At 66.2% G+C, this 16636-nt stretch carries 17 protein-coding genes; 12 read left to right on the forward strand and 5 right to left on the reverse strand.

The genetic code is table 11. The features are described 5' to 3' along the window. Nucleotides 1-19: 19 nt before the first annotated feature. The 8 genes from rseP to GAK28_RS17710 all read left to right on the forward strand — a co-directional run bounded on the left by rseP (nucleotide 20) and on the right by GAK28_RS17710 (nucleotide 8704). Entirely contained in the window at nucleotides 20-1366 is a 1347-nt protein-coding gene (gene rseP, locus GAK28_RS17675; RefSeq protein WP_291782196.1) for an RIP metalloprotease RseP, read from the forward strand. Nucleotides 1367-1552: 186 nt separating this feature from the next. Beyond that, entirely contained in the window at nucleotides 1553-3976 is a 2424-nt protein-coding gene (bamA, locus tag GAK28_RS17680; RefSeq protein ID WP_291782198.1) for an outer membrane protein assembly factor BamA, read from the forward strand. A 91-nt stretch (nucleotides 3977-4067) separates the two neighbouring features. Then, complete coding sequence (gene lpxD, locus GAK28_RS17685) at nucleotides 4068-5096, forward strand: UDP-3-O-(3-hydroxymyristoyl)glucosamine N-acyltransferase (RefSeq protein WP_291782200.1); 1029 nt, start codon at nucleotides 4068-4070, stop codon at nucleotides 5094-5096. After that, on the forward strand, nucleotides 5093-5566 hold the full coding sequence (gene fabZ, locus GAK28_RS17690; protein WP_291782202.1) for a 3-hydroxyacyl-ACP dehydratase FabZ: 474 nt from the start codon (nucleotides 5093-5095) through the stop codon (nucleotides 5564-5566). The genes lpxD and fabZ overlap by 4 nt, the downstream gene beginning before the upstream one ends. Then, nucleotides 5563-6336 carry an acyl-ACP--UDP-N-acetylglucosamine O-acyltransferase gene (lpxA, locus tag GAK28_RS17695; RefSeq protein WP_291782204.1) on the forward strand — a complete coding sequence of 258 codons (774 nt, stop codon included), beginning with the start codon at nucleotides 5563-5565 and terminating at the stop codon, nucleotides 6334-6336. The genes fabZ and lpxA overlap by 4 nt, the downstream gene beginning before the upstream one ends. A gap of 58 nt (nucleotides 6337-6394) precedes the next feature. Further along, complete coding sequence (gene lpxB / locus GAK28_RS17700; protein WP_291782206.1) at nucleotides 6395-7594, forward strand: lipid-A-disaccharide synthase; 1200 nt, start codon at nucleotides 6395-6397, stop codon at nucleotides 7592-7594. A 3-nt stretch (nucleotides 7595-7597) separates the two neighbouring features. Continuing rightward, entirely contained in the window at nucleotides 7598-8245 is a 648-nt protein-coding gene (gene rnhB / locus GAK28_RS17705) for a ribonuclease HII (protein WP_291782208.1), read from the forward strand. A 93-nt stretch (nucleotides 8246-8338) separates the two neighbouring features. Beyond that, nucleotides 8339-8704: a hypothetical protein gene (locus GAK28_RS17710; protein ID WP_291782211.1), complete on the forward strand. Its 366-nt coding sequence runs from the start codon at nucleotides 8339-8341 to the stop codon at nucleotides 8702-8704. 46 nt (nucleotides 8705-8750) lie between these two features. Here the strand turns inward: GAK28_RS17710 and glp are convergent, their stop codons facing one another. Genes glp through moaA form a run of 5 tightly spaced genes read right to left on the reverse strand, consistent with a single transcriptional unit; the run spans nucleotide 8751 to nucleotide 12609 of the window. After that, on the reverse strand, nucleotides 8751-9941 hold the full coding sequence (glp, locus tag GAK28_RS17715) for a gephyrin-like molybdotransferase Glp (RefSeq protein WP_291782213.1): 1191 nt from the start codon (nucleotides 9939-9941) through the stop codon (nucleotides 8751-8753). A gap of 2 nt (nucleotides 9942-9943) precedes the next feature. Beyond that, nucleotides 9944-10882 carry a bifunctional molybdenum cofactor biosynthesis protein MoaC/MoaB gene (gene moaCB / locus GAK28_RS17720; protein WP_291782215.1) on the reverse strand — a complete coding sequence of 313 codons (939 nt, stop codon included), beginning with the start codon at nucleotides 10880-10882 and terminating at the stop codon, nucleotides 9944-9946. Then, entirely contained in the window at nucleotides 10879-11358 is a 480-nt protein-coding gene (locus GAK28_RS17725; RefSeq protein ID WP_291782216.1) for a molybdenum cofactor biosynthesis protein MoaE, read from the reverse strand. Before GAK28_RS17725 ends, moaCB begins: the two co-directional genes overlap by 4 nt. A gap of 3 nt (nucleotides 11359-11361) precedes the next feature. After that, nucleotides 11362-11601, reverse strand: a complete 240-nt coding sequence (locus GAK28_RS17730; RefSeq protein ID WP_291782219.1) for a MoaD/ThiS family protein — start codon at nucleotides 11599-11601, stop codon at nucleotides 11362-11364. A 24-nt stretch (nucleotides 11602-11625) separates the two neighbouring features. Beyond that, a complete protein-coding gene (gene moaA / locus GAK28_RS17735; RefSeq protein WP_343161880.1) occupies nucleotides 11626-12609 on the reverse strand; it encodes a GTP 3',8-cyclase MoaA in 984 nt (327 codons plus the stop codon). A 281-nt stretch (nucleotides 12610-12890) separates the two neighbouring features. On the opposite strand from moaA, the gene GAK28_RS17740 reads away from it, so the two are divergent. From GAK28_RS17740 to GAK28_RS17755, 4 genes are all read left to right on the forward strand, one after another. Then, nucleotides 12891-13298: an HU family DNA-binding protein gene (locus GAK28_RS17740; protein WP_291782221.1), complete on the forward strand. Its 408-nt coding sequence runs from the start codon at nucleotides 12891-12893 to the stop codon at nucleotides 13296-13298. Nucleotides 13299-13536: 238 nt separating this feature from the next. Then, nucleotides 13537-13923 (forward strand): BlaI/MecI/CopY family transcriptional regulator, encoded by a 387-nt coding sequence (locus GAK28_RS17745; RefSeq protein WP_291782224.1) that lies wholly within the window; start codon nucleotides 13537-13539, stop codon nucleotides 13921-13923. 1 nt (nucleotide 13924) lies between these two features. Next, a complete protein-coding gene (locus tag GAK28_RS17750) occupies nucleotides 13925-15640 on the forward strand; it encodes a M56 family metallopeptidase (protein WP_291782227.1) in 1716 nt (571 codons plus the stop codon). 73 nt (nucleotides 15641-15713) lie between these two features. Further along, complete coding sequence (locus GAK28_RS17755) at nucleotides 15714-16376, forward strand: HAD-IA family hydrolase (RefSeq protein WP_291782231.1); 663 nt, start codon at nucleotides 15714-15716, stop codon at nucleotides 16374-16376. The last annotated feature ends 260 nt before the right edge of the window (nucleotides 16377-16636 follow it).

The following is a 16636-nucleotide window of genomic DNA, read 5'->3' on the forward strand; positions in this document are numbered from 1 at the left end:
TCGAGACCCACCCTCTCTGATGAGCCCTGTCCTAGGTTCCGTGTTCTGGCTGCTTGTGACGCTTGGCGTCCTGGTGACCTTCCACGAATTCGGCCACTACTGGGTCGCGCGGCGCTGTGGCGTGCGCGTGCTGCGTTTCTCCGTGGGCTTCGGCCGGCCGCTGTGGCGCCGTGTCGCGAAGGACGGCACCGAATATCAGATCGCCGCGATCCCGCTCGGTGGCTACGTGAAGATGCTCGACGCCCGCGAAGGCGACGTCGACCCCTCCCAGCAGGGTGAGGAATTCACGGCCAAGCCGGTGTGGAAGCGCATCGCCATCGTGGCCGCCGGCCCCGCGTTCAACCTGATCTTCACCATCGCCGCCTTCTGGGCGATGTACATGGTGGGCAAGCCCGACGTGGCGCCGCTCGTCACCGCGACGCCCAACACGGTCGCCGCCCAGGCGGGCATCCGCCCCGGCGATCGTATCGTCGCGATGGACGGCCAGCCGGTGAGCACGTGGAGCGACGCCATGGACGTCCTGGCGAACGCGCTGCTGGGTACCTCGCCGCTGCCCATCCGCGTCACGGGTACCGACGGCGCCCAGCGCGACGTGGTGCTGCCGCTGCAAAAGCTCGACAACTCCGGCGACATCGGCCAGCGCTTCACCCAGCTCGGCCTCGCCATGGAGCCCCCTCCGGCCGTCGTTGGCAGCGTGCTGAAGGGCGCCCCCGCCTCGCTGGCCGGCCTGCGTGCCGACGACCGCATCGTCAGCGTCAATGGCCACCCGGTCGAGAACTTCGAGGCCTTCAGCAAGCTCGTGCCGGAGCAGGCGAAGACCTCGCCCAAGCTCGCCCTGGTCATCGAACGCGACGGCAAGCCCATCGACGTGGCCCTTACCGCCCACATGGCCTCAGAGCAGGGCGAGGCCCCGCGCTGGCAGATCGGCGTGGCCGCGCGCCCGCTCGAGACCGCCACGCTACGCTATGGCCCGGTGCGCGCCTTCACCGAGTCGCTGTCGACCACCTGGACCGGCGCCCGCAACACGCTGGGGCTGATCGGCAAGATGCTTTCCGGCGAGGCTTCCACCAAGAATCTGTCGGGTGTCATCGGCATCGCCCAGGTGGCCAACGACTCAGCCAATCGCGGCCTCGGCTGGTTCCTGAACTTCCTCGCGCTGGTGTCCCTCAGCCTTGCCATCCTGAACCTGCTTCCCATCCCGGTCTTGGATGGCGGACACCTGCTGTATTACCTTATCGAGTTGGTCAAAGGCAGCCCGGTCAGCGAACGCACCATGATCGCCGGCCAGTATGTGGGGCTCGCCTTGCTGTTCACGCTGATGGGGCTGGCCTTCTTCAACGACATCCAGCGAATGCTCGTCTCGTGAGGATGGCCCACGCGCAGCGCGGACCGGACTCATGTGAGCGCCGCCAGACGGCGCAACCGTATCACCCAGGCCCTGGACGCCCACGCGCCCATGGTCGAACGACGCCGGGCCTGAGCCAGGCGCGTGCTCCTCTTCGGTCACCGGCCTCGTCCGCCGGCGACTGGAATTAACCCAACGGAATCGACGATGAAGCGTATCGCCGCCCTGATCCTGCTTGCCTCCCTGACCGCCAATGCGCTTGCCTTCGAGCCGTTTGTCGTTTCCGACATCCGTATCGACGGCCTGACCCGCATCGCGCAGGGTACCGTGTTGAGCTACCTGCCCATCGAGAAGGGCGACACGCTCAGCGACGATAAGGCGCAGGCTGCGATTCGCGCCCTTTACCAGACCAAGTTCTTCAGCGACGTCGAACTCGACCGCCAGGGCAACATCCTGGTCATCAAGGTCATCGAGCGTCCGGCCATCGCCAAGCTCACCCTGCGTGGCAACAAGGACATCAAGGAAGACGATCTCCGCAAGGGCCTCAAGGAGATCGGCCTGGCCGAAGGCGAGACCTTCGACCGCCTGTCCCTCGATCGCGTGCAGCAGGAACTGATCCGCCAGTACTACAACCGCGGCAAGTACAACGTGTCGGTCGATCCGCACGTCACTCAGCTCGACCGCAACCGCGTGGCGATCGACATCGAGATTCGCGAAGGCAAGGCCGCGAAGATCAAGGAGATCAACATCATCGGCAACAAGGCCTTCGCGGACAAACCGATCCGCAAGGAATTCGAGTCGAACACCACCAACTGGCTGTCCTGGTATTCCAAGGACGACCAGTACTCGCGCGAGAAGCTCTCCGGCGACCTCGAGAAGCTCGGCAACTACTACATGAACCGCGGCTACGCCGACTTCGGCATCGACTCCACCCAGGTGTCGATCAGCCCGGACAAGCGCGCCATGTACGTGGACGCCAGCGTGAAGGAAGGCGAGGTCTACACCGTCTCCGACGTGAAGCTCCTGGGCGAACTGATCCTGCCGGAAGACACCCTGCGCAAGCTGGTCTACATCCACAAGGGCGACACCTTCAACCGCGCGGCCATCGAGGCCAGCACCGACTCGATCAAGGGCATCCTGGCCAACATCGGCTATGCCTTCGCGAAGGTCACCCCGGTGCCGAAGCTCGACAAGGACAAGCGCACCGCCGACCTCACCCTGTTCATCGAACCGGGCAAGCGCGTGTACGTACGTCGCGTGGTCTTCCAGGGCAACACCCGAACGGAAGACGAAGTGCTGCGCCGTGAAATGCGCCAGCTCGAAGGCGCCTGGTACGCGCAGGGCGCCATCGATCGTTCGAAGACCCGTCTGCAGCGCCTGGGCTACTTCAAGACCGTCGACATCGACAAGCAGCTCGTGCCGGGCACGGTCGACCAGGTCGACCTGACCGTGAAGGTGGAAGAACAGTCCGCCGGCTCGCTGATGTTCGGCGTGGGCTATTCGCAGTACTCCGGCATCATCCTGTCGGCGTCGGTCTCGCAGAACAACTTCCTGGGTACCGGCGACCGCTTCTCGATCGGTGCGGAAACCAGCACGTACTACAAGCGTGTCAACGCCAGCTACGTGAACCCGTACCTCACCGACTCGGGCATCCAGCTGGGCTACAACCTCAGCTACAGCAAGCTCGACTACGGCGACACCGACCTGGCGAACTACACGTACAGCACCAAGTCGTTCCAGACCACGCTGTCGTTCCCGATCACGGACTACGACTCGCTGTCGACGAGCCTGGGTATCAGCTCGAACCTGATCAACACCTCGTTCTACACGCCGGGCCAGCTGGTGGCTTACCAGAACGCGGTCGGCAACAAGACGATCCACTCGTGGACGTCGAGCCTGGGCTACACCCACGACACCCGCAACAGCTATTGGGCACCCACCCGCGGTGGCCAGCTGACCGCGTCCATCGAAGGTTCGCTGCCGGGCTCCACCGTGCAGTTCTACAAGATCTTCGGCGAGGCCAATCATTACTGGCCGATCGGCAAGGGTTTCGTGCTGTACCTCGACGGCCAGGTCGGCTACGGCAACACCTACGGCCAGACGTATAAGCAGGATGGTTACGCCTACAACCCGGCCGACCCGAACAACCCGATCAAGATCTACGACAAGGGCGACAAGATCGCGTTCCCGTTCTGGGAGAACTACTATGCCGGTGGCGTGCGCGACGTGCGCGGCTTCCAGGACAACACCCTGGGTCCCCGCCTCTGCGACGGCGGCAGCTCCTCGGCGCTGCCGGACAGCCACGGTCGATGCAGCGGTGGCTATTACACCTACGGCCAGCCCGTCGGTGGCGCGTTCAAGGTGCTCGGTACCGCGCAGGTGTTCCTGCCCCTGCCGTTCCTCAAGGACGTGAACACCGCCCGCGTGTCCTGGTTCGTCGACGTCGGTAACGTCTACTCCAGCTACAGCGCGTTCAAGGCCAGCGACCTGCGCGCCTCGACCGGTCTGTCGCTGCAGTGGCAGGCGCCGATCGGCCCGCTGATCATCAACTTCGCCGTGCCGTTCCGTAAGAAGGACGAGGACAGCCGCTTCGTCGAACGCATCCAGTTCACCTTCGGCAACCAGTTCTAAGGGTGTGAAGCGTAAGGCGTAAACACTAAGTAGAATCGCGGGGGTGGCAGGGAGCGATCCTTGGCCACCCCTTTCTTTTTGGGAGTTTTTTGTGAGCGGGAATCCGCAATTCACGCTTGGCGAACTGGCCGAGCGATTTGGCCTTGAAGCCCATGGTGACCCCGCCACGACCGTCGATGGCGTCGGCACCCTCGCCGGGGCGACCCCGTCGCAGTTCACCTTCCTGTCCAATACGAAATACACCTCGCAGCTGGCCGATACCCAGGCCGGCATCGTGGTGCTCAGCACCGACGCCCTGCCCCTGCGCAAGGGCGCCGCGCTGGTCGCCAAGGATCCCTACGTCGCCTACGCGAAGATCTCGGCGCTGTTCGAGAAGCACGCACCCGCTCCGCGAGGCATCCACCCCAGCGCCGTCGTGTCGGCCTCCGCGCGCGTCCATGCCACGGCCAGCGTCGGCCCCTGCTGCGTCGTCGAGGACGGCGCGGTGATCGAGGAGGGTGCCATCCTCGGCCCTCACTGCACGATCGGTCCTGGTTGCGTGGTGGGAGCGCATTCGCGTCTGGTCGCCCGGGTGACCCTGGTGATCCGGGTCACGCTTGGCAAGCGCGTCCTGGTCCATCCCGGCGCCGTCATCGGCTCCGACGGCTTCGGCCTCGCCTTCGACCGCGACCACTGGGTGAAGCTGCCCCAGCTGGGTGGCGTGCGCATTGGCGACGATTGCGAGATCGGCGCCAATACCACCATCGATCGGGGCGCGCTGGACGACACCGTGCTGGAAGAGGACGTCCGCCTCGACAACCAGATCCAGATCGCCCACAACGTGCACATCGGTGCCCATACCGCCATGGCGGGCTGCTCCGCCGTGGCCGGCAGCGCGAAAATTGGTCGTTACTGCCTGATCGGCGGCAACGCGGGCATCCTCGGCCACCTCGAACTGGCCGACCGGGTTACCATCACGGCGAAGAGCCTGGTAACGGCCTCCATCAAGGAACCTGGCGAATACTCCTCCGGCTCGCCGCTGCAGGAAAACCGCCAGTGGCGCCGCAACGCGGCACGCATGAAACATCTCGACGAGTACGCGCGCCGCCTGTCGGCGCTGGAAAAGGACAAAGGGCAATGACCGAATCGCATGCCGCCGTGAAGCTTCCGGTGGACGTTGAACAGATCCAGCAGCTGCTGCCGCACCGCTATCCGTTCCTGCTGGTGGACCGGGTGACCGAGATCGACCTGGGCAAGACCATCACGGCGATCAAGAACGTCACCATCAACGAGCCGTTCTTCCAGGGTCATTTCCCCGGCCATCCGGTCATGCCTGGCGTGCTCATCGTCGAGGCCATGGCCCAGACGGCCGGCCTGCTCACCCAGATCACCAGCCAGATGGAAGGCCAGGGTGGCAGCCCGCTGTTCTACCTGGTGAAGGTTGACGATGCCCGCTTCTCCGCCGTGGTCGCCCCGGGCGACCAGCTGGTGATGAAGGTCTCGCTCAAGCGCCTGATCCGCGGCATGGGTCTGTTCGAAGCCACGGCGTATGTCGATGGCGAGGTCGTGGCCTGCTGCAAGCTGATGTGCGCCGCGAGGAACGACAAATGATCCATCCCACCGCGCAGATCGATCCGTCCGCGCGCATCGCGGACAACGTCAGCATCGGTGCCTACAGCATCATCGGTGCCGATGTGGTCATCGGTGAAGGCACCACGATCGGTCCGCACGTGGTGATCGAGGGTCCGACCACCATCGGCCGCGACAACCGCATCCTGCAGTTCGCGTCCATTGGCGGTCCGCCGCAGGACAAAAAGTGGCAGGGCGAGCGCACCGAAGTGGTGATCGGCGATCGCAACCTCATCCGCGAGTTCGTCACGATCAATCGCGGCACGGGCGATGGCGGTGGTGTCACGCGCGTGGGCAACGACAACTGGCTCCTTGCCTACGTGCATATCGCGCACGACTGCCAGGTCGGCAACAACATCGTTTTCTCCAACTACTCGGCACTCGCCGGGCACGCGGAGATCGGTGACTGGACCATTCTTTCCGGCTACTCGGGCGTGCACCAGTTCTGCAAGGTTGGCGCCCACGCCTTCCTCGGCATGGGCTGCCTCGTCGGCTCCGACGTGCCGCCGTTCGTCATGATGGCCAACGAAACCCGCGGCCGTCCGCGTGGCATCAACAGCGAAGGCCTCAAGCGTCGCGGCTTCGACACCACCCGTATCGCCGCCATCAAGCGCGCCTACCGCACCCTGTACATGCAGGGGCTGCCGCTGGCCGAAGCGCGCGAGCAGTTGCAGTCGCAGGCCGAGGCCAGCGACGACGTACGCCAGATGCTCGACTTCCTCGATCGCAGCGAGCGCACGATCGCCCGCTGATTCGACAGGTCGGCGCCGCGCGCGCCGACCCCAGGCATACCCAGGGAGGCCCGTCCGCATGTCCCCGACCCGCCCCTCTCCCCTCGTCGCGCTGATCGCCGGCGAGGATTCCGGCGACCAATTGGGCGCCGACCTCATCGACGCCATGCGCGCACGCTATCCCGATGCGCGATTCGTCGGCATCGGCGGCCCCCGCATGCTGGCCCGTGGTTTCGACTCCTGGCATGACATCCGCGAACTGTCCGTCATGGGCTTCGCCGAGGTCGTGAAGCACCTGCCGCGGCTGCTGCGCCTGCGCACGTCGCTGGTCCAGCGACTACTCGCGGAACGCCCCGACATCGTCGTTGGCATCGACGCGCCCGACTTCAACCTCGGCGTGGAAAAGCGCGTCAAAGCGGCCGGCCTGACCACGGTGCATTACGTCAGTCCGTCGGTCTGGGCATGGCGCGAGAAACGCGCCGAAAAGATCGGGCAATCCGCCGAACGCGTGCTATGCCTGTTCCCGATGGAACCGCCGATCTACGCGAAGCATGGCATCGACGCCCGCTTCGTCGGCCACCCGCTGGCCGATCGCTTCCCCATGGTGTCCGATCGTGCACCCGCCCGCGACGCCCTGGGGCTGCCGCAGGACGCCCCGGTGCTCGCCGTGCTGCCGGGCAGCCGCCCGAGTGAGATCGAGCGCGTCGGCGCGATCTTCATCCAGGCGGCCCGACAGATCGCCGAAGCGATGCCCTCGCTTCGCATCGTCGTGCCGTCGGCGAACGAGCGCGTGCATGCCCGCCTGAAGGAGCTGCTCGCCGATTTCCCCGGCACGCCGCCCCTGCTGACCGACGGTCACTCGCACGAGGCGATGCTGGCGGCGGACGCCGTGCTGCTCGCCTCCGGCACCGCCACGCTGGAAGCCATGCTGGCGAAGCGCCCCATGGTGGTGGGATACCGCGTATCCCCCACCAGTTACCGCATCGCCAAGGTCCTGCGCATGCTGAAGACCGATGTCTACAGCCTGCCCAACATCCTTGCTCGGGCCTGCGGCCTGGGGCAGCAGCGACTTGTCCCGGAGTTCATGCAGGACGACTGCACGGCCGACAACATGGCCCGTGCCATGCTTGAACTGCTCGGCGACAGCGAACGTCGCGGCACGATCGTGGCCGCTTTCGAATTCCTGCACCAGGCGCTGCGCGGTGGCCTGGAAGGTCACGCGGCGGACCATGCCGCCGACGCGATCGCGTCGTTGCTGCCCTCTTCCCGACAGGCCTGATCGATGCCTCGCAAGCCCAACGTCACCCGCCAGCTTGGTCGCGACCTGATCGTCGCCGGTGTGGACGAGGCGGGTCGGGGGCCGCTCGCCGGTCCGGTCGTCGTGGCGGCGGTGATCCTGGATCCGGCACGACCCATCCGCGGCCTCAACGATTCCAAGCAATTGAACGAGGCCGTACGCGAGAAGCTCTTCGACCGCATCGTCGAACGCGCACTGGCTCATGCGGTGATCTTCGTCGAGCGCGAGGAGATCGACCGGATCAACATCTTCCAGGCCACCATGACGGGCATGACCCGCTCGCTGATGGGGCTGTCCCTCGCGCCGCAGATCGCCCTCATCGATGGCAACCGCCTGCCGCGCACCCTGCCCTGCGAAGGCCGTGCCGTCGTCGGCGGTGACGCGACGGAACCCGCCATCAGCGCCGCGTCGATCCTGGCCAAGGTCAGCCGCGACCGGCACATGCTGGCGCTCGATGAGCGCTTCCCGGGCTACGGCTTCGCCAGGCACAAGGGCTACGGCGTTCCCGAGCATCTCGACGCCCTGGCCCGGCTCGGGCCCTGCGACGCCCATCGGCACAGTTTCGCCCCGGTGAAGCGCTGGTTCGAGCCGGAAACCGCCCCGGTTGCCGATCTCTTTGCCGAAGGCTTGTAACAAACGCCCTAAAGTCCGGGTTGAACCTGCCGATAGCTCTGCCAACGCCCCCATTCCGCGGAGCGTATGACTTTGTCATCTACAGGGAACACCATGAAGAAGATCGCCATCGCCGCCGCGCTGCTGCTCGCCGCGCCGTTGTCCGCCCACGCCGCCTGCGCCGCCAAGGACTTCGCCATCGACGGCTTCGCCGTGAAGATCCAGCAGGGTGCGGGCCAGCCGCGCTTCAGCATGAAGGGCAACCTCGTCAACAAGTGCACCGAGGCCGCCGCGGCCCAGATCCGCATCGACGCCAAGGACGCCTCGGGCAAGGTCATCGCCAGCAAGCAGGGCTGGCCGGCCGGCACCTCCAACATCGAACCGGGCAAGAGCGTCGATTTCGACCTCGGCCGCCTGTTCCGTTACTCGCCGGACATGCAGGACTACACCGTCGTCGTTTCCGACGTGAAGGCCTGGTAAGAAAGCCTGTCTGACGCGCGATCGCCTGGCGATCGCGCGTCTCCGGTCAGATCGGAATCCAGGCGACGCGCTCGCCTGTGGCAAACGCGCCTTCCCTTGCCGGCAACCACGCCAGCACATGGGCCGACGCGAGATTGCTGAGCATGTGCGATTCCTGCCTCGGCAGAAGATGCAGTCGTGCCGCGCCATCGGTTAATTCCAACCGCATGCGCACCAGCCGGTCGCGGTCCGCGTCGGCGTCCACATCGTCGGCCAGCAGGCCCTGGTTCCATGCCGGGTGGGTGGCCGTTTCGCCTTCCAGGCGTCCAAGCACCGCGCGCGCATGCACCGCCAGGCAGACCAGCACGGCCGCCGGATTGCCCGGCATGCCGAGCAGCGCCTTGCCGTCGCGCACGCCGTACCAGAGCGGCTTACCGGGCTTCTGCGCCACCTTCCAGAACGCCGGACGCACGCCGAGGCGGTCGGCGACGACGGGAACGAAATCCCGGTCGCCCACCGACACGCCACCGCTGGTGACCACGAGGTCGGCGCTATCCAGCGCCGCGCTCATCGCCTCCTCCAGCGCCGCCTCATCGTCGCGCACATAGGCAATGACGGGCTCGCCGTAGCCATGCTCGACGAACCAGGCACGCAACAGCGGTCCATTGGCGTCGTAGACCTGCCCCGGACCCAGCGGGTGACCCACGCGGAAGACTTCATCGCCCGTGACCAGCACGGCGACACGTGGCCGGCGACGGACATCCAGCGTATCGATGCCGGCCATGGCGAAGGCGGCGATGAGACCCGACGTGACACGCTGTCCGGCCTCGGCGAGGACGGTGCCGGCGGCCAGTTCCTCACCCTCGCGACGTATCGCTTCGCCGATACGCACCGTCTGGCGCAATCGGATGCCATGGCCGTCGCGTTCGACGATCTCTTGCCGGGCGACGGCGTCCGCACCGTCGGGCACCACGCCACCGGTCAGGATGCGCACGGCCTGCCCCGGCCCGACGTGCACGGGCGTGGGTGATCCCGCTGCCGCCGTACCGACGAGCTGCAACGACGCCGTACCGTCCGCAGCCCGTACGGCATAGCCGTCCATCGCGCTTTGCGTGAACCGGGGCAGCGCGATGCGTGCCTTTGGCGACTCCGCCAGCACGGCGCCCAGGGCCAGCTCCAGTGGCACGCGATGGGCCGGTAAGGGGCCGAGCGTGCGCGCGTAGTGATCGAATGCCTGCTCGAGCGGAAGCAGTGCCATCGTCAGGATTCCTCGCCGTAACCGCCTGCATGGCGTCCGCCGGGGCGGACGGTGTCGAGCAGGTGCACGATACCGGGGAGCGTCGCCGCGAGCGACTCGGAGGCGCCGCCGCGACTGCCCGGAAAGGTCATCACCAGGGTATCGCGTGCGTAACCCGCCACGCCCCGGGAGAGCATGGCAAACGGCATGCGACGCTGGCCGAAGGCCCGAGCGGCTTCCATGATGCCGGGAATCTCCACGTCGATCAGGGGACGGACGGTATCCACGGTCAGGTCACGCGGCCCCAGGCCTGTCCCACCGACGGTGACGACCAGGGCGACGCCCGCGTCGACCTGCTGTCGAAGCACGTCGCCGAGCGCCTGGGCATCGTCCGCGATGACCCGATAATCCACCGGCGTGAAGCCTGCCTCGCCCAACGCATCGCGAACGAAGGCGCCCGCGGTGTCCCGTCCCTGCCCTGCGGCAACCGTGTCGGACAGGACGATCACCGCCGCGTCGCGGGGTGAGGCCAGCTTGCGACGGTGATGCGATTTTCCGCCCGTCTTGCGCTCCAGGCGGCAATCCTCAATATGCAGCTCATCGGGCTCCGCGTAGGGCTTGAGCATGTCGTAGATCGTCAGGGCGGCGATGCTGGCCGCCGTGAGCGCTTCCATCTCGACACCCGTCGGGCCGATGGTCTGCACTTCGGCAATGACGCGCACGAAGTCGTCCGCCAGTTCATAGGACACATCGGCCCGATGGATGGGCAAGGGATGGCACAGGGGAATCAGCTCATCCGTGCGCTTGGCCGCAAGGATGCCGGCGACACGGGCGGTCTTCAGCGGATCGCCTTTCTCGGTCTCTCCGCTGCGCAGCAGCTCGATGCAGTCCGGCGGCGCGTGAAGCGTCGCGGTGGCGCGGGCGATGCGCAGGGAATCCGGCTTCTGGCTGACGTCTTTCATCCGTGGCTCGTATGCGAGTGGTGGCGGTGCGGACGCGGCGTGTCGTCGTGCCCGTCGTCCCTGATGCAGCAGCCCTCGACGAAGGCGCTGCTGCCGTCGGTGTAGAACTCTTCCTTCCAGATCGGGGCACCGTGCTTCACGGCGTCCACGGCATATCGGCAGGCGTCGAAGGCTTCCGCGCGATGCGGGGCCCTCACTACGCAGACGATGGCCACGTCGCCGATGATGAGGTCGCCAAGGCGGTGCGCGATGCGCACGTACGGCACGTGGAAGCGATCTTTCGTCGCCTGGGCCACGTCACGAATCACCCGGGCGGCCATGGGCTCATAGGCGGTATAGCGAAGCCGACTCACGGCCTTGCCCTCGTGGTGGTCACGCACCGTGCCGACGAAGAGCGCGAGACCGCCACATTCCGGGTGGGCGTCCAGTTCGAGGAACGGATCGACTGAAAGCGCGGTGTGGAACAGCACGTCCATCGGTCAGCCTCCCGCGACGGGCGGAAGGACAGCAATGCGGCCGTCGTGCGGCACCGGGTCGGCGCGACGCACGATGGCGTCGCCCGAGGCGCAGGCGCAACGTTCGAGCAGGGTCGCCAGCTCGGGACGTGCCGACGCGAGCGCATCGAGGGCATCGCCGACGGTGGAAAAGCCACCGTCGAGACGGTATTCGCGGGTGCCGGCCTGTCGCTCCAGGCTGGCGAAGAATTCGAAAACAATCATGGTGGTCCGTGTCCGCAGGTGGCCTCAGCCACCCATCGCATGCATGGTGGTCGCCCTGTCCACCGGGCCGGGGCGCGAAGCATAGCCTGCATCCTTCAGCCAGACGGCCTGCCGCACCAGTGCCTGCAGCGCGTCGTCGTCCGCCCCCTCGCGCATGCGCGCGCCCAGTGGCGTACCGGTTGCCGAAAACAGACAGGTGAACAGTTCCCCCGTGGCGGTGATCCGGAGGCGGTCGCACGTGGAACAGAAAGGCTGCGAGACCGTGGAAATGATGCCCAGCGGATAGTCGCCGTCGACGAGATAGGGGGTGGCCGGATCGTTTCCGCGAGCCTGTCGCTCGATGCGGTGGTGCCCCCGGATGGCATCGACGATCTCGGCCTCGGACACCACTTCGTCGCGATGCCAGTGACCGGGCGCGTCGAGGGGCATGTATTCGATGAATCGCAAGGGCAGCCCTCGCCGCATCGCCCAGCCCAGGAGGGGCAGCACCTGATCGTCGTTTTCGCCCCGGACAACCACGGCGTTGAGTTTCACCTTGGCGCCCTCGGCGACCAGCGCGTCGATGCCGTCGAATACCGGCCCCGCCTCGCGGCGCGTCATGCGCCGGAATACATCCGCGTCGACCGCGTCCAGGCTCACGTTGAAGTCGTCCACGCCGGCGCGGACCAGCCGCCCCGCCAAGGATGCGATGCGCGACGCGTTGGTGGTCATCGACAGCCGCTCCAGGCCACGCGCGCGCAGCGAGGAGAGGTCCTCGACGCAGGCGAGCAGATCGCGCCGCAGCAGCGGTTCGCCACCGGTGAGGCGGATGCTGCCGATGCCCTGGTCGACGAAAATGCCCGCCAGGCGCAGCACTTCGTGGCGCTCCAGCAAGCTGGCGCGAGGCAGCCAGTCCGGCCGCTCGGGCATGCAATAGGTGCAACGGAAGTTGCAACGGTCCGTGAGCGAAATCCGCAGCTTTCGCTTGGTACGGCCATGACTGTCGGTGAGTGGAAGCATCGTGGCCATAGCGAAACACGTCGGACGTAAGGCGGGTGTTTCGGGCACGTCGTGGCCCGTCCACGCATCGTGCCAGAGTTCGGCCGCGAAGGGGGCGCATCGGCCTTTAGGGGGTGCGCCAACCTGACTTTTCCGCAACGCGTCACACAAACCCTGAAAAAAAGGGATCAAAAACGGAAAAAAACTTCGCGAACCCTATTTTCAGCGGACGAAACCAACGCTAGAGTGAGTCGCCCGCTGGGCACCGGCCGGAACGGCCGCCACATTCGAATCACGTGACAAGGATAACCATGGCCAAGACCACCAAAACGGCGGCAAAGAAAGCCGTCAAGAAGGCCCCCGCCAAGGCTGCGAAGACGGCAGCGAAGGCACCGGCCGCCATCAAGCCGATCAAGGAAGGCTTCACCAAGTCGTCGCTCATCGCCCATCTCGTCGAAGCGACGGGCGTGGTGAAGAAGGACGTCAACGCCGTGCTGGCCGCGCTCGAAAGCGCCGTTCACGGTTCGATCCACAAGAAGGGCGCTGGCTCCTTCACGCTGCCCGGCATGCTGAAGATCACCGCCGTCGCCGTTCCGGCCAAGCCGAAGCGCAAGGGCAAGGATCCGTTCACCGGCGAGGAGCGCGTGTTCGCTGCCAAGCCCGCTTCGGTGAAGGTCAAGGTCCGTCCGCTCAAGAAGCTCAAGGACGCCGCTGCCTGATCCTCCCGCGGTGGCCACGCCACCGCGTGAATCGAGGCGCACCTGAAAGCCTCCGTCCTCCGGACGGAGGCTTTTTTGTTGCCCTTGTAGGAGCGCGCTTGCGCGCGATGGGACCTGAGGCAAGCTCGCATCGCGCGCAAGCGCGCTCCTACAGGAGTCGCGAGGGTGCCTTAAGTCATGCTTGACTACAGTTGTCGTCAGGCGCACTCTGCCTACATCTGTAGTCAGAGGGTCCGGCATGAACCGCAAGAGCATCGGCGACCAGGAACTCGCCCTCCTGCAATACATCGAGGAAACGCCGAAGAGTTCAGTAGCCGACGTCTGCGCGGGCTATGGCGAACCACGTGGCCTGGCGCGCTCCACCGTGCTGACGATGATGGAACGCCTTCGTGCCAAGGGCTACCTATCGCGCCGGAAACAGGATGGCGCGTTCCGCTACAGCGTCACCAACGAGACCGGCGAAGTGATGACGGGCGCCGTCGAACGCTTCGTCGAGAAGACCCTGCAAGGCTCGGTGTCGCCCTTCGTCGCGTGGATGGCCGAGCGTGGCCAGGTCAGCGACACGGAACTGGCGGAGCTTGAAGCCCTGGTCGGCACGTTGCAGTCGCGCCGGAAGGGACGCTGACATGAGCGCATTCATCGATGCCCTGCTTCCCCGCGTCGCCCATGCGTCGCTTCAATCCATCGTCCTGGCCGCGCTGGTCTACGCGCTCTGCCGGGGCATGCCAAGCCTCTCCGCCGCGACACGCAGCTGGCTCTGGTGGCTCGTGGCGGCCCAGATGGTGCTTGGCGTCACCTGCCCCGACCTGTTCACGCTGCGCCTGCTGCCCGCGCCAACGACCGTCCATGCCGTCGTCATCCAAAACACCGGGACGGACATGCCGTCGATCGATGTCGCGAACGATACGACACCCTCGACGCTCTCATGGCAGACCCTGCTGCTTTCGGCCTGGGCGATCGCAATTGTCGTACAAGTCGCTTTCGCCGTATGGCGCAGCCGCCACCTCCCCGGCGTGTTGCGTCGCGCCCTGCCCCACGACGACGCCCGCGTCGAAGCGCTCTGCGCCCGCCGCGCACATGAACTCGGCTTGCGCCGCTCCCCGCGGCTGGCGGTTTCCGATGAGGTGTCGTCGCCCCAGGTCGTTGGACTCTGGCGCCCGACGATCCTGCTGCCGTCCGACGACACGCTGTCCCCGGACGAACTGGACATGGCGCTGATGCACGAACTGGCCCATGTGCGACGTGGCGACCTCTATCTTGGCTGGATTCCGGCAGCGGCTCGCACCCTGTTCTTCTTCCATCCCGCCGCCTGGCTGGCCAACCGCGAATACGCGCTGTGCCGCGAAGCCGCCTGCGACGCCATGGTGGTGTCCCGAGGCCATCGCGAACCGCAGAACTACGGTCGCCTGCTCCTGCGTCTGGGCGTATCGCCCCATCCCCACCACGCGCTGCCCGGCGCGTCGCCCACCTTTCTGAACCTCAAGAGGAGGCTCGTCATGCTCGGTCGTATCCATGAAACGCCGCCGCGCGCCATCACCCTCGCCCTCGTGGGCGTCGTGACGCTCGCCGCCGCCCTGCCCTGGCGCGTCGTCGCGGCCAGCGAGACGCCCACCTACGTCAGCGTGTCTGTCGCGCCACCGGCGCCGCCGGCTCCCCCGCCCGTTCCCGCAGCGCCTGCGCTGCCGGCGATGCCTGCTCATGCGATGCCCACCCCGCCGACGCCTCGCGCGCCCCGTGCGCCGACGGTCTCCTCGTCAAGCATGAACATCGTGAGCGTGAGCGACGATGCAAAAAACGCATTCATCTATTTCGGCGACGGCATCAGCGTGATGAGCGGCAAGGCGAGCGATTTCTCGCGCGCCGAGGCGATGCGCCAGGGGAACGATGATTTCGCGTGGTACCGGGACGGCGGCAAGGCCTGGGCGCTACGCGATCCGGGGTATCTGAAGCGGATCCACGATGTGTACGCCAGGGCGTCGAAGCAGGCGGACGTGCCGCAGAAGACGGCGGATCGCCAGGAGCGGCTCGATCGCGAGCAGGAAGCGCTGAACGATCAGATGGCGAAGCTGTCGGAGCGGCAGAGCGATCTGGCGAACCGCAACCAGAATCCCGGCAATCCGGAAAGCGCGATCGCCTATGCGCAGGGCCATGCGACCATCGCCCGGGAGCAGGCGGCCGTCGGCCAAAAGATGGGCGATCTTGCCCGGGAGCGGGCCGACATCGCGCGTGAGTTGGCGGAGCAGAATCGCCAGCAGGGCCGGCTTGCCGACTCGGCGACACGAGAGGTCAACCAGATCCTGGCCGAGGCGGTCCGCAACCACGTGGCGGTGGAAGCCCACTGACGATTCATCCGCACTCCGGTATCGTGGGCATTTTCGCGGGAAACCGCGAAACGTCCCCTTCCCCGGAGGCAACATGCGACTTGAATCGGGCACGGTCATCGAGACGACCGCGCTACTCTTCGACATGGACGGCACGCTCGTGGATTCCCGCGTCGTCGTCGAGAAGATCTGGAAACGCTGGTGCGACGCGCACGGCCTCGACTGGGACTATGTCCTGCCCCGCCTGCATGGCGTGCGCATGTACGACTCGGTGAAGGAATTCACGCCCCACGACAAAGATGTCGAGGCGGAGTTCAAGAAGCTCTACCAGGAAGAACTGGAAGACGTGGACGGCATCGTGCCGATCCCGGGCGCCGTGGAGCTGCTGGCATCGCTGCCTCCGGAGTCCTGGACCATCGTCACCTCGGCCGACACGCCGCTGGCTGTAGCTCGTCTGGGCGCCGCAGGTATCCAGCCGCCACCGCTCATGGTCACGGGCGAGATCGTCACCAACGGCAAGCCGCATCCCGAGCCGTACCTGCTCGGCGCAAAGCGCATGAACGACACGAAGGACTTCCTGGTTTTCGAAGACGCCCGCGCGGGTATCGACTCCGGGTTGGCTGCGGGTGGTCGCGTGATCGCGATTGCGGGGGATCATCCGGAGGAGGTTCCCGAGAACGTCGAGTGGGTCACCGACCTGACGTCGCTGCAGTTTGACGGTGTGCACGATGGGAAGGTGCGTCTGCGCGTCGTTTGAGGTAGCGGTTAACTGCGTTGCGGTTCGTGTCTTTTACGGCTTGTGCCGGACAGCCGCATCGTAGGTTGGGCTCGCCTGCGGCATCGCTTGCGGCGCTCGGGCGTGGCCGAGTGAGCCGTCGGGCCGCCGCCGGGGCGCTCCCGCTCCGCCGTCCCTCGGGAAAGGTTGGCCGCTGCGCGGCCCGTGTTTTATGGCTTCGCCCCTTCGGGCTCGGGCAGGTGGTCGGGATTTTTCGACTCGGCTCCTGCCTCGGCGAAAAA

The sequence above is a fragment of the Luteibacter sp. genome (genome assembly GCF_009912395.1).
GTDB lineage: Bacteria > Pseudomonadota > Gammaproteobacteria > Xanthomonadales > Rhodanobacteraceae > Luteibacter.